Source organism: Azotobacter beijerinckii, from assembly GCF_900110885.1.
GTDB lineage: Bacteria > Pseudomonadota > Gammaproteobacteria > Pseudomonadales > Pseudomonadaceae > Azotobacter > Azotobacter beijerinckii.
Genome location: NZ_FOFJ01000023.1, coordinates 48,993 through 61,248, shown reverse-complemented (window position 1 = coordinate 61,248; position 12,256 = coordinate 48,993). Strand labels below are relative to the sequence as shown.

General features: G+C 66.7%; 12 protein-coding genes and 1 pseudogene. 4 read left to right on the top strand and 9 right to left on the bottom strand.

The window, feature by feature from the left end; translation table 11 throughout:
• Positions 1-340, top strand: a pseudogene (locus BMY22_RS24390) (IS4 family transposase); the annotation flags it as partial.
• A gap of 12 nt (positions 341-352) precedes the next feature.
• Here BMY22_RS24390 and BMY22_RS13095 read toward each other — a convergent pair.
• The 4 genes from BMY22_RS13095 to BMY22_RS13080 all read right to left on the bottom strand — a co-directional run bounded on the left by BMY22_RS13095 (position 353) and on the right by BMY22_RS13080 (position 4,430).
• Complete coding sequence (locus BMY22_RS13095) at positions 353-847, bottom strand: TIGR00645 family protein (RefSeq protein WP_090622664.1); 495 nt, start codon at positions 845-847, stop codon at positions 353-355.
• Between the two features lie 201 nt (positions 848-1,048).
• Positions 1,049-1,390, bottom strand: a complete 342-nt coding sequence (locus tag BMY22_RS13090; protein WP_090622661.1) for a PA4575 family protein — start codon at positions 1,388-1,390, stop codon at positions 1,049-1,051.
• A gap of 169 nt (positions 1,391-1,559) precedes the next feature.
• Positions 1,560-3,980 (bottom strand): Lon protease family protein, encoded by a 2,421-nt coding sequence (locus BMY22_RS13085; protein WP_090622658.1) that lies wholly within the window; start codon positions 3,978-3,980, stop codon positions 1,560-1,562.
• Positions 3,981-4,103: 123 nt separating this feature from the next.
• On the bottom strand, positions 4,104-4,430 hold the full coding sequence (locus tag BMY22_RS13080) for a TraR/DksA C4-type zinc finger protein (RefSeq protein ID WP_090622656.1): 327 nt from the start codon (positions 4,428-4,430) through the stop codon (positions 4,104-4,106).
• A 187-nt stretch (positions 4,431-4,617) separates the two neighbouring features.
• Between BMY22_RS13080 and BMY22_RS13075 the strand changes: the two genes are divergently transcribed.
• Both BMY22_RS13075 and BMY22_RS13070 read left to right on the top strand, forming a co-directional pair.
• On the top strand, positions 4,618-5,106 hold the full coding sequence (locus BMY22_RS13075) for a DUF3015 domain-containing protein (RefSeq protein WP_090622654.1): 489 nt from the start codon (positions 4,618-4,620) through the stop codon (positions 5,104-5,106).
• A 64-nt stretch (positions 5,107-5,170) separates the two neighbouring features.
• The gene (locus tag BMY22_RS13070; protein WP_090622652.1) at positions 5,171-7,033 is read left to right on the top strand and encodes an Lnb N-terminal periplasmic domain-containing protein; all 1,863 of its coding nucleotides are present in this window, start codon (positions 5,171-5,173) and stop codon (positions 7,031-7,033) included.
• 139 nt (positions 7,034-7,172) lie between these two features.
• On the opposite strand, the gene BMY22_RS13065 is transcribed toward BMY22_RS13070, so the two are convergent.
• The 4 genes from BMY22_RS13065 to BMY22_RS13050 all read right to left on the bottom strand — a co-directional run bounded on the left by BMY22_RS13065 (position 7,173) and on the right by BMY22_RS13050 (position 9,841).
• The gene (locus BMY22_RS13065) at positions 7,173-7,976 is read right to left on the bottom strand and encodes a class I SAM-dependent methyltransferase (protein ID WP_090622650.1); all 804 of its coding nucleotides are present in this window, start codon (positions 7,974-7,976) and stop codon (positions 7,173-7,175) included.
• A gap of 278 nt (positions 7,977-8,254) precedes the next feature.
• Entirely contained in the window at positions 8,255-8,776 is a 522-nt protein-coding gene (locus tag BMY22_RS13060) for a hypothetical protein (protein WP_090622647.1), read from the bottom strand.
• On the bottom strand, positions 8,773-9,171 hold the full coding sequence (locus BMY22_RS13055; RefSeq protein WP_090622645.1) for a hypothetical protein: 399 nt from the start codon (positions 9,169-9,171) through the stop codon (positions 8,773-8,775). Before BMY22_RS13055 ends, BMY22_RS13060 begins: the two co-directional genes overlap by 4 nt.
• Before the next feature lie 109 nt (positions 9,172-9,280).
• Positions 9,281-9,841 carry an OsmC family protein gene (locus tag BMY22_RS13050; RefSeq protein ID WP_090622642.1) on the bottom strand — a complete coding sequence of 187 codons (561 nt, stop codon included), beginning with the start codon at positions 9,839-9,841 and terminating at the stop codon, positions 9,281-9,283.
• Between the two features lie 245 nt (positions 9,842-10,086).
• Here BMY22_RS13050 and BMY22_RS13045 point away from each other — a divergent pair, with 245 nt between their 5' ends.
• Positions 10,087-10,386: a DUF6156 family protein gene (locus BMY22_RS13045; RefSeq protein ID WP_090622640.1), complete on the top strand. Its 300-nt coding sequence runs from the start codon at positions 10,087-10,089 to the stop codon at positions 10,384-10,386.
• A 138-nt stretch (positions 10,387-10,524) separates the two neighbouring features.
• Here the strand turns inward: BMY22_RS13045 and ettA are convergent, their stop codons facing one another.
• On the bottom strand, positions 10,525-12,189 hold the full coding sequence (gene ettA, locus BMY22_RS13040) for an energy-dependent translational throttle protein EttA (protein ID WP_090622637.1): 1,665 nt from the start codon (positions 12,187-12,189) through the stop codon (positions 10,525-10,527).
• Positions 12,190-12,256: the final 67 nt, after the last annotated feature.

Genomic DNA, 12,256 nt, shown 5'->3' with positions numbered 1-12,256 from the left:
GGCGGTGCTCAAGCGCAGCGTGGAACAGGCACATCGCGAACGGCTTCCCGAGGGCTGGGAGGCGTCCCCCTACCACCTGGCGGTGCAGGTCAGAAGCCGTTACGAGGGGATGCTCGTCGCGCTGGCGGTGGAGCACTGGCCCGCCTGGGCCGACGATTCGGCCAGCACACTGGCACAGCGCCTGTTGGCATTGGCACGACAGATCAAGCCCAGCCAGGTGGCGACCAGTAAGCGCGGCCCCAAGGTGGAAAAGCCCAAGGCCTGGGTCGATGCCGCGACGGCTCGCGCCCATGTCTCCACCGACCGCCTCATCAAGGCCTCGAAAAGTAAAAGACCTTGAAAGGGGTGCCTCTCAATGGGCGTGCTTGGCCAGCTTGTCCATGTAACCCATGAGGAAGGCCGAAACGACGAAGGTCATGTGGATGACCACGTACCACAGCAGCTTGTCGTTGGGGATCTTCTGCGCATCCATGAATACGCGCAGCAGATGGATCGAGGAGATCGCCACGATGGAGGCGGCCACCTTGAGCTTCAGCGAACCGGAATCCATCTTGCCCAGCCAGCCGAGCTTTTCCTTGCCCTCGTCGATATCCAGCTGGGACACGAAGTTCTCGTAGCCGGAAATCATCACCATCACCAGCAGACCGCCGACCAGCGAGATGTCGATCATCGAGAGCAGGACCAGGATCAGCTCCGACTCGGCCATCTCGAACACGTGCGGCAGCAGATGGTAGAGCTCCTGGAAGAACTTCAGGGTCAGCGCCAGCAGGGCCAGGGACAGGCCGATATAGATCGGTGCCAACAGCCAGCGGGAGGCATACATCGCATTTTCGAGAAAACGTTCCATGGGGCATCCACTCAGCCAAAACCGGCGGCGAGTATACCCATGGGCATGAACGGGACAAAGACGCTACCGAAGGCTGGAAGCACTCGGCAACATATCCCCATTTTCTGTGGATAACCCTGTGAACAGAGAGCGGATGAATCCCTCCAGAGCCCAGTGGATGGGCTCCCGCTCCTGCCGTACAAATATCGAGCAGCGCCCCACTCAACCCTCCGGTCGGGATTCGCAGTCGCCCGGACGGCACGGGCGCGGACCGTTCAGCCGACGCAGTTCGGCCTGCAGGTGGAGGCGCCAGATGGGCATGTCGGTGCAGGCCTGATAGCCCACTCCGCCCAGGGTCGCCGCGACCTCGTCAAGCACCCGCTCTGCCGCCAGAGGCCCGCGAAACGGCCCCTGCGCCTTGACCGAGGATGGCTGCGCGCCGGACAGGCCGGCGGCAAAGAGCAACATCCACAGCCCCTGCTCTCCCGCCAGCGGGCGGGCTGCCAACTCGATGCGAATGACCAGACCCAGGCAGTTCCGGGTCAGACAGAGCGTGCGTGACATAGGGCAATCCCCCTTCAGGGTGGTGTTTTCAGCCTACACGCCGCACGGCGCTCCAGAAAGCTTTTTGCTTCCATTCAGCCTGTGGATAAGTCTGCGGGCGATCCGGGACGAGGAGGAACCGACGTGCGACATTCGACCACCCCGACCCGCCGCGCGGGCCGGGGCGCACTCACTCCTGGAGGCCGATCTGCGGCTCCTTCGCCTTGCCGGGGTCCTCTTCCATCCCCATTTCGGCGATTTCCCGCAGCCGCTCCACCACCCGCGCATTGACGCTGCCGGCCGGGAAGCGGCCCTCGGCATCCGGCGTGCCGGCCGGTTCGCCGAGCAGCAGACTGAGCGCCTCGTCCACCTGGCGCACCGCATAGACATGGAAACGGCCGGCGCGCACCGCCTGCAGCACCCGCTCGTCGAGCATCAGGTTGGTGACGTTGGCGCGCGGGACGATCACCCCCTGCTCGCCGGTCAGCCCACGCGCCTCGCAGAGCCGGAAGAAGCCCTCGATCTTCTCGTTGACCCCGCCGACCGCCTGCACCTCGCCGAACTGGTTGATCGAGCCGGTGATGGCGAAGCACTGCTTGAGCGGCGTACGCGACAGTGCCGAGATCAGCGTGCAGACCTCGCCGAGGGAGGCGCTGTCGCCGTCGACGTAGCCGTAGGACTGCTCCAGGGCGATGCTCGCCGAGATCTCCAGGGGGAACTCCTGAGCATAGCGGCTGCCGAGGTAGCCGGTGAGGATCATCACCCCCTTGGAGTGGATCGGCTGGCCGAGGTTGACCTCGCGCTCGATGTCGACGATCCCCGAACCGCCTGGATAGACGGTGGCGGAGATCCGCGCCGGCACACCGAACACGGAGTCGCCGATCTCCAGCACGGTCAAACCGTTGCACTTGCCGATCGCCGCGCCCTCGGTGTCGATCAGGATGATCCCGGCGAGCATGTCGTCGAGAATCCGCGCCGAAACCCGTCCGGTACGGGTTTCCTTGGCCTTCAGGGCGCGCTCGATGTGGCCGACGTCGGTCAGCGCCTCGCCGGCCAACTGGCGGACGAAGTCGGCCTCGCTGACCAGCTGGAAGAGATCGCCGATGCGTGCCGACAGCCGCCCCTGATGCTCGGCCAGACGTGCGCTGTAGGTCGCCAGGCGCGCCACCGCCGCGGAACTCAGGGGCGCCATGCCCTCCTCCGAGGTGCGCGTCTTGAGCAGTTGGGCGAACTGTTCGAGGCTGTCCTCGCCAAGGGGGATCTCCTCGTCGAAATCCACCAGCACGCGGAACATCTCCTGGAAGTCCGGGTCCACGTCCTGCAGCGTGTAGTAGAGCTGGCGCGAACCGACGATCACCACCTTGACCTGCAACGGAATGACCTGCGGGGTGAGGGTCACGGTCGCCAGCCGGCCCAGCTCGGCCAGCGGCGACTCCATCTTCAGCTGGCGCGAATGCAGGGCGCGCTTGAGGGCATCCCAGACGAAGGGCTCGCCGAACAGCTTCTCCGCCTCGAGTACCAGGAAACCGCCGTTGGCGCGGTGCAGTGCGCCCGGGCGCAGCTGGCGATAGCTGGTATAGAGCGCACCCTGATCGGTGCCGTACTCGATGCGGCCGAACAGGTTGTCGTAGGTGGGATGCGGCTCGAACACCACCGGCGCGCCGCCCTGGCTGTGGTGACCGACCACCAGGCTCGGGCAGTACTGCTCGACCAGCAGGGTGCGCCGCTGGGCGTCCGTCCCGCTCTCCTCGCCCAGTTGCTCGACCACGGTGCGCAGCAGGTTGACCTGCATCGCCTGCAGATAGGCACAGACCCCGGCGCTTTCCGCGTACTTCTCCGAGAGCGGCGCGAGCAGCGGCTGCAGGGCCAGGGTGATGGTCTCCTCGTTGAGCTGGCGCAACTGGTTGCTCGACTCGCGCTTCCACTGCGGCAGGCTGGACAGCTCCTCGTTGAGGCGCTCCTCGAGGTAGCCGATATCCTCGTGGAAGCGATCGCGCTCGACCTCCGGCAACAGGGCGAAGTCGGCCTCGTCCAGCGCCTTGCCGTCCTTCATCGGCGTGAAGGCGATGTTGGCGCTGTCGCGGTACAGGGCGATCCCCTTGTCCAGCGCCTGCCGCTCGATGCTGTCCAGGGCACGGTCGTAGCGCTGGTTGAAGCCGCGGTCGATGGCGCTTTTCTTCTGCTGGTAGGTCGGCGTCTCGAACACCGCCGGGAAGGTCGCCAGCAGATTGTCGACCAGCAGGCTGATGTCGGCGATGAACGCGCTGGCGCTACCCGGCGCCAGTTGCAGCGAGCGCGGCTCGCGAGGCTCGTCGAAGTGGTTGACGTAGACCCAGTCCGCCGGCGTCTCCAGGCGCTTGGCTTCGGCCTGGAGATAGCGCTTGACGTAGGAGAAGCGACCGGTGCCCGGTTCGCCCATGACATAGACATTGTATCCCGGACGCGGCATCGCCACGCCGAACTGCAGCGCCTCCACCGCGCGCTCCTGACCGAGCACGCCGCGGAAGGGCTCCAGCTCGTCGGTACTGGCGAAGTCGAACTGGGCGGGATCGAAGGGGCGGGTCAGCTCATCGGGTGCCAGGCGCAGGCCGGCAGCAACGGAGTCGGGCATCGGGAGTCCTTACATCGGGCGGCCAAAGGCCGCGGAGAGGGGAAAAACAGTCGCCATTCTGGCCTTCGCACCGACCCGCCGCAAGGCGCCTCGGCGAAGCCTCGCGCGCAAGCGGCCACCGCCTCAGCGCTCCAGCCCCGCGCAGTGCAGGCACAGCTCGGCGGCCGGCAACGCGGCCAGTCGCGCCGGCTCGACGGGCTGACCGCAGCGCCGGCACACACCGTAGCGCCCCTCCGCCAGCCGCCGGCGGGCCTGCTCGACTTGGCGCAGGCCCTCCTCGGCCTCGGCCAGCAGAGCGTGCAGCACATCGTCGTTCTGCCGCTCGCCCGCCTGCTCGACGGCGTCCGAGTCATGCAGCAGACCGAGATCGCCACGAATGGCCTCGGCCCGCTGGCGATACTCCCGATACAGGCGCTCGAGAGCGCCCCGTGGATCGAAGGCATCGGACATATTCGGCTCCCTGGAATCGACCATACTCATGTTCAGTGTGGCCCAGACTGAGCGATATGCAGTGACCTGCATCAAGCGCCCCAACCACCATTGGGGCAGCCGCCTTGACAGCCCCACGGCATTGCAAAATGCTGCGCACCGGCCGGCCAGGACCGGTCCGTTTTTCCACATGAAGAAGAGATCATCGATGAAAAGGATTCTGTTGGGTTCCCTGCTCGCCACCGTCTCCCTCAACGCCCTCGCCGAAGCGCCGGGCGGCCCAAGCTGCGGCTGGGGCAACATGCTGTTCAAGGGACAGCGCGGCACGGCCACGCACCTAGTCGCCTCGACCACCAACGGCTCCTCGGGCAACGCCACCTTCGGCATGACCTCCGGCACCAACGGCTGTCGCACCGACGGCGCCCTGACCTATACGGGCAAGCCGATGCTGGTGCTGGGCAGCATCATGGACGAGCTGTCCGAGGACATGGCCAAGGGCGAAGGCGAAGCCCTGACCACCTACGCCGTGTTGCTCGGCGTACCGCCGGAAGACCGCGCCCGCTTCGCCGCCGTGACCCACGAGCACTTCGCGGAAATCTTCAGCTCCGCCGACGTCACCGCCAAGGACGTACACAACGCCACCCTCGCCGTACTGAAGAAAGACACCCGCCTGGCCAAATACGCCGAGCAGGCCTGATCCCGGCCCTGCGCCGCCTCGTGCCCGCCCCGGCGGGCACCTCTGTCCGATCCCCCATCCCTTCATGCTCAAACGCCTGCTTCCCCTGCTGCTGGGCTGCGCCTGCGCGATGCTCCAGGCCGCTCCGCCGCTGTCCGATACGCGCCTGCACGAGCTGGCCTCCGCCCCCTTCTGGCTCGCCCTCGGCCACTACCAGCGCGACCGGCTGGGCGGCTGGCGCAGCCATGTCGACGACGACGCCTTCTTCTTCGCCGAACGGGGCGAGCGCGACCCGGCCGCGGAACTCGCCGCCACCCTCGCCGCCCTCTACCGAGAGCCGGGTCTCGCCGACCGCCATCCGCAGTGCCGCTTTCCGGCGCGTACCCGCTGGCTGCGCGAACGCCTGATCCTGAACGACCTGCCGCAGCCACAGTGCCGCGAATATGCCGACTGGTACGCCGAGATCGCCCCGCACAGCACCGTGCTGGTATTTCCCGCCGCCTACCTGAACAGCCCCTCGTCGATGTTCGGCCACACCCTGCTGCGCATCGACCCGGCCGGCATCGACACCCAGGGCAGCGCCCTGCTCAGCTATGCGCTGAACTTCGGCGCCTACATCGAAGGCAGCGACAACAGCATCCTCTACGCCTGGAAAGGCCTGATGGGCGGCTACCCCGGCCTCTTCGCCCTGCTGCCCTACCGGGAAAAGCTGACCGAGTACAGCCGCCTGGAAAACCGCGACCTCTGGGAATACCGGCTGAACCTCACCGCCGAGGAAACCGGGCGGATGGTCGAGCACGTCTGGGAACTTCGGCAGATCCAGTTCGACTACTACTTCTTCGACGAAAACTGCTCCTACCGCCTGCTGGAACTGCTGGACATCGCCCGCCCGGGCCTGGAGTTGACCAAAGGCTTTTCCCTCACCGCCATCCCCGCCGACACCGTGCGCGCGGTGGAGCAGGCCGGGCTGATCGAGAGCGTCGACTACCGCCCCTCGCGGGAGAAGGAGCTGCTCGAGCGCGCCGCACCGCTGAGCCAGGCGGAGCGGGACTGGACGCGGCGCCTGGCCGAGGACAGCGCCCCGCTCGCCAGCCCGGCCTTCCAGGCGTTGCCGACCGGGCGCCAGGCGCAGATCCTGGACGCCGCCTACCGGCTGATCCGCTACCGCAAGAGCGGCGAGGAGCGCGACGAGGCCAGCGCCCGCGACAGCCATCGCCTACTGCAGGCGATCAACCGCAACCCGCCGCCGCGCCTCGCCGTGGCGCGCCCCGTGCCGCCGGAAAACGGCCACCCGTCGCGTACCTGGCAGCTCGCCTTCGGCAACCGCGAGCAGCGCAGCTTCGCCGAATACGGCCTGCGCATGGCCTACCACGACCTGCAGGACAACCTCGACGGCTTCCCCCTCGGCGCGCAGATCGAGATCGCCCAGCTTAAGCTGCGCCAATACGAGGGCAACCACTGGCAGCTGCAGCAGCTGGACCTGGCCAACATCCGCTCGCTGACCCCACGCAGCGCCCTGCTTTCCCCCTGGTCCTGGCAGGTCGGCAGCGGGCTGGAGCGGGTCATCGGCAAGGGCCGCCACGACAACGAACAGTTGGTCGGCCACCTGAGCGGCGGTATCGGCTCCACCTGGCAACTCGACGAGAGCCTGGTCGGCTTCGTCCTGGCCACCACCCGGCTGGAGCAGAACGAGGACTTCGCCGCCTTCATCAGCCCCGCGGCCGGCTTCGATGCCGGGCTACTGTGGCGCAACCCGCTCGGCAACCTCGGCCTAGAGGCGGGTGCCGACTACTTCCACAACGGCGAGGTACGTCGCACGCTGGGCCTCGCCCAACACTGGGAAATCGCCGACAACCTCGGCCTGCGCCTGTCCGCCCGTCGCGAATTCAGCCAGCAGGCCTCGCCGGCCAGCGAGGTGAGCCTGCAGCTGCGCTGGTATCACTATTGAAGGCGCCGGGCGCAGTAGTCGAGGTTTTGTCACGGCGCCCGAACCGAGGCACATCCCGCTGCCGGCCCCCATGGCTCGGGAGCCCAGCGGCGGCGGCTCGAAACGACGCCCGCTCCGCCCTGGAGGGCCGAGCGGCGGATCAGGCGGCTCCGGACTCCGCTACCGGCGTCCCGATCAGGTAGGTAATCCGGTAGGGGCCGATCAGCAGATCGGATGTCCAATACCGCCCGGTCTCCCACCGGTAGCTATCCCGATCCAGGCCCTCGGTGAGCTGCTCGAGTTCCTTGGGCGTGTAGGTTCTGAAGCAGGAAACGACGCCGTCGAATGCGATGAAGAAAGGTGCCAGCGGTATGACGTAGGTGAAGAAGAAGCGCTTGAAAGTCAGGCGCCCGACAAAAGGCGTAAAGATGAGACTGCCGAGCAACAGGAGGATGGGAACCGTGAGTATTCGCCAGAGGCTGCGCTCCTGGGCCTCGAACACCGCGATCGGGGCTTTTCTCCGCACCGCATCGGCCAGGATTCTCTTCGCACTCTCCGGACGAAAGTGATGGAAGCCGGTAAATATCGTCCGGAATCCCCGCAGCGACTCGGGGCAATTCATAGCATTCGTGGACTCCGCGCGATACCTGACCGCTCCATCCACCTGCACATTGATCCTCTCGACGGCCGAGGCGTTCGGGTACAAGTCGGTCAAGGTGGCGGAAACGGGGCGACCGGCCTCCTGCGCGATTGCAGGCAGGAGCGCGGGAATCGGCCCTCCACCCCCCGAACAGAGATCCACGATCGACGTCTGCTCCGTCGATTTCATTGCCTCGGCCAGTTGCGGGACGACCGCACGGTATGCCCGCCCCATGTAGAAGGCCAGGTGGTCGGTGATGAAATCGCGAAACAGCTCGGGAAACCACTCCTGGTCTTCCCACTCGAAGAGGTGAATACGATCCATGGAAACGCTCCTTGTCAGGTCTCGGCAGATCCGAAGGCGGGGGGCAGCACGGTCACTCGCTCACGGCAGGAGCATCATGCTGCATTGTCGTGACCTGCGTCAGCACTTCGCTTCGGGCAGATGATTCCCGCATACCGAACAATGCAGGCCGTGCGAACACGTAGCGAGCAAAGGCCGAGCTAGGCAAAGCGCAATCAGGCGAAGCTACCCAGCTTACATGGCACTCCGAGTGCCGACCCCAACGCAGCATGGCCGGTTGCAGCAGTTTTTACACGGCCTCAAGCCGGGCAGCGGGTGCAGAACTTTCCCTGTGCCCGCAACTCGCCCAGCCGGGTGGTGAACTTCTGCCGATAACCGCGCCCGAGCCAGACCAGCCGGGTCACGAGAGCATCGGTCACATAGCGGCCGCCGTAGCACATGAGTCCGGTTTCCACGACGGCTCCCGAGTCGCCCAGGATGTCGCGAAGACGTTGCGTCAGGCCCAGCACGCCGTAGGCGGCCTGGCCATCCGGGTCGATGAAGATGGAATAGGCCCGGGTATCCCGCAGATAGACCCATGCCTTGACCTCGAGGCTGCGCACGGCGGCCAGCACCTCCGGCGGCACCGTTATCGACTTGCCCGCCAGCCCCTCCAAGGCACGCTCGAGCCGGGAAGGATCGGCCAGGTATCGCTTCCGGCCGGCCGCGAGTAGCGTCCGAATGTCCCGACCGCCCGCGGCCTCCTCCGGCCCGAGGACTTCCAGCATGAGATGCTTGTACCCCTCGATGAAGGCGAGCGCCTCCGCCTCGCCGACGATCATGGTTCGCTCCCCGCCTTCGCGCCCCCGACCGGGCGCTGGCCAGCCTCGAGCGGCAAGGCGGCCAGCGCCTGCTGCGCCTGACGGTCGGCGCTGCGCCGCACATCCTCCAGCTCCGCCTTCAGCGCCTCGTTCTCCTGGCGGAGCATTTCCGCCACTTCGCGCCAGACCCGGGCGACCGCTTCCTGCTCGTGCGCCTCGCCCGGCGTGCCGGCCTGGCGTGCCCGCTCGTCCGCCTGCGCGGCCCGAGCCTCGGCCTGGCCGAGGTTTTCCGCCTGGCGCCGGCGGAGGACCGCCTTGAACCTGTCGAACAGCCAGTCGGAGAACTCGTCCAGGACCCTGCCGAGAAGCGCCTTGAGCAGTGGCCCGAGCAGGCCGATCAGGAGTTTGGAAAGCATGTGCCGTCTCGCTCCGAAAAATATCCGCATGGGGCCGGGAACGCCCGGCCCGTCGGCGGCGCAGCTTGCCGGAAGCGCGGTCCGGCGCGCAATCTCCGCGCGCCGGCCTTCAGCGCGCCTCGATGTCGATATCCACCTTGGCGCCCTGGATCAGGGTGTTGTAGACCGGCGAAAAGGCCGCCAACTCCTTCAGCTGCACGATGTTTTCCGGGGCGGTCTTCACCCGGAACTTCACGCGGATACTCGTGTAGCCCTTGGGCACGCCGGGGTCCAATCCGAGAAAGCCGCGCAGGTCGATGTCGCCCTCCAGCTCCGACTCCAGCTCGTCGATCTGGATGCCGCGCACGGCCGCATGGGCGACCATGCTGGTGGTGATGCAACCGGCCAGGGCGTTGAGCAGATGCTCGACCGGATTGGCCGCCCGATCTTCTCCGGCCAACACGGCGGGTTCGTCCGCGTGCAGCTCGAATGCCTGCTGGTGGACAATCTCTTGCCCGGCGCCGTGGAAGCCGGCAATCGTGCTGCAGTTGCGTGTGGCGCCGAGCCAGCGGTTGCGCGCCCGAAACCGGCAGGCGCCGAGGGCGGGGTCCCGCTGGATGGCGCCGATGGTGGCCTTGAGGACCTCCAGGTCGATGCCGTTCACATGACTGACGCTCGTTTCTGCTGCCATCGTTGTTCTCCCCTGCCGTGACACTGGATCGATGGCCGGGCCGAGGCGCGACTGCACGCGCACCGAACGCCCAGGCCTCGGAAAAACCGCCAAGGCGGTCATACAGCGTATTAGCCGCTCCCCGGCATTCCGGCCAGCCCGCTTCGTCGCCCCGCCCCCGACCGACACCGGCCCGCGCCATGCCGCATAGCCCGCGCTTTGTGCGATCATCGCGCCCTCCGAAAACCACACGAACGAGAGGAAAAATGAGCAGCGAAGCTTCCGGCACCTGCCGCCACTTCGTCACCTACAGCGGCGTCAAGCTGCCGCTGAAGCTGATGAACGAACTCGACGAGGCCGGTCTCCACAACCGCAACACCTTCTTCCGCGGCCACTTCGACGAACAGGAACGCCTGATCAAGATGGAGAAGATCGTCTATGGCGAACTGGAGCTGCAGCACGTCTACCGCTACCACGTCAACGGCGCCCTGTGCCAGGCCGAGATCACCGACGCCGACGACGAGGTCACGGTGCTGAACTTCGACGAGAACGGCCAGCCGGCGTAGGACGGGTTGTAACCCGCCATCGGAGGCCGGGCCACGCCGCCACCCGGCGGGTTGTCCCTTCTCCCGCAGGCACCAGCAAAAAGCCCCGGCCATTCGGCGCGGGGCTTTTTGCTGGGCGGCGTATCGCGACGGCGACGGTTACGCCAGCTTCTTGTAGCGCACCCGGTGCGGCTGGGCGGCGGCGTCGCCGAGGCGCTTCTTGCGGTCGGCCTCGTACTCGGTGTAGTTGCCCTCGAAGAACACCACGCTGGAATCGTCCTCGTAGGAGAGGATGTGGGTGGCGATCCGGTCGAGGAACCAGCGATCGTGGGAGATCACGATGGCCGAGCCGGGGAAGTCCAGCAGTGCCTCTTCCAGGGCGCGCAGGGTTTCCACGTCGAGGTCGTTGGACGGTTCGTCGAGCAGCAGCACGTTGCCGCCCTGCTTCAGGGTCAGCGCCAGGTGCAGGCGGCCGCGCTCGCCGCCGGAGAGGTCCTTGACGAACTTCTGCTGGTCGGCGCCCTTGAAGTTGAAGCGGCCGACGTAGCTGCGCGAGGGCACCTCGTAGTTGCCGATGCGGATCGCGTCGAATCCGTCGGACACCTGTTCCCAGACGGTCTTGCTGCCGTCCAGGCTGTCGCGGCTCTGGTCGACGCTGGCGACCTGCACGGTGTCGCCAAGGTCGATGGTGCCGGCATCCGGGGTTTCCCTGCCGAGGATCATGCGAAACAGCGTCGACTTGCCCGCGCCGTTACCGCCGATCACCCCGACGATGGCGCCCTTGGGCACGGCAAAGGACAGGTCGTCGATCAGCACGCGGTCGCCGTAGCCCTTGCGCACGTGGCTGAACTCGATGACCTTGTCGCCCAGACGGGGACCGGCCGGGATGTAGATCTCGTTGGTCTCGCTGCGCTTCTGGAATTCCTGGGACTGCATTTCCTCGAAACGCTGCAGACGCGCCTTGGACTTGGCCTGGCGGGCCTTGGCGCCCTGGCGCACCCATTCCAGTTCGGCCTTCATCGCCTTGGCGTGGGCGGCCTCGGCCTTGGCTTCCTGGGTCAGACGGGCGGCCTTGGATTCCAACCACTGCGAGTAGTTGCCCTCGAAGGGGATGCCGTGGCCGCGGTCCAGTTCGAGAATCCAGCCGGCGACGTTGTCGAGGAAGTAGCGGTCGTGGGTGATCGCCACCACGGTGCCCGGGAAGTCGTGGAGGAAGTGCTCCAGCCAGGCCACGGAGTCGGCGTCCAGGTGGTTGGTCGGCTCGTCGAGCAGCAGCATGTCGGGCGCCGACAGCAACAGGCGGCACAGCGCCACGCGGCGCTTCTCGCCGCCGGAGAGGTGCTCGATCTTCGCCTCCCACGGCGGCAGGCGCAGGGCGTCGGCGGCGACTTCCAGCTGGCGCTCGAGGTTGTGGCCGTCGGACGCCTGGAGGATCGCCTCCAGCTTGGCCTGCTCGGCGGCCAGCGCGTCGAAATCGGCGTCCGGCTCGGCATAGGCGGCATAGACCTCGTCGAGGCGGGCCTGGGCCTGCTTGATCTCGCCCACCGCCTCCTCGACGATGTCGCGCACGGTCTTCTCCGGATCGAGCTGCGGCTCCTGCGGCAGGTAGCCGACCTTGATGCCGGGCATCGGCCGGGCTTCGCCGTCGAACTCGGTGTCGACCCCGGCCATGATCCGCAGCAGGGTCGACTTGCCCGCGCCGTTGAGGCCGAGCACGCCGATCTTGGCGCCGGGGAAGAACGACAGGGAAATGTCCTTGAGGATTTCACGCTTCGGGGGCACGACTTTGCTGACCCGATGCATGGTGTAGACGTATTGAGCCATGGATGACCTTGGTTTCGACCAGGAAGTGGAAACATAGCGGACGGGGGCGCGGACGAACGGCGATCCG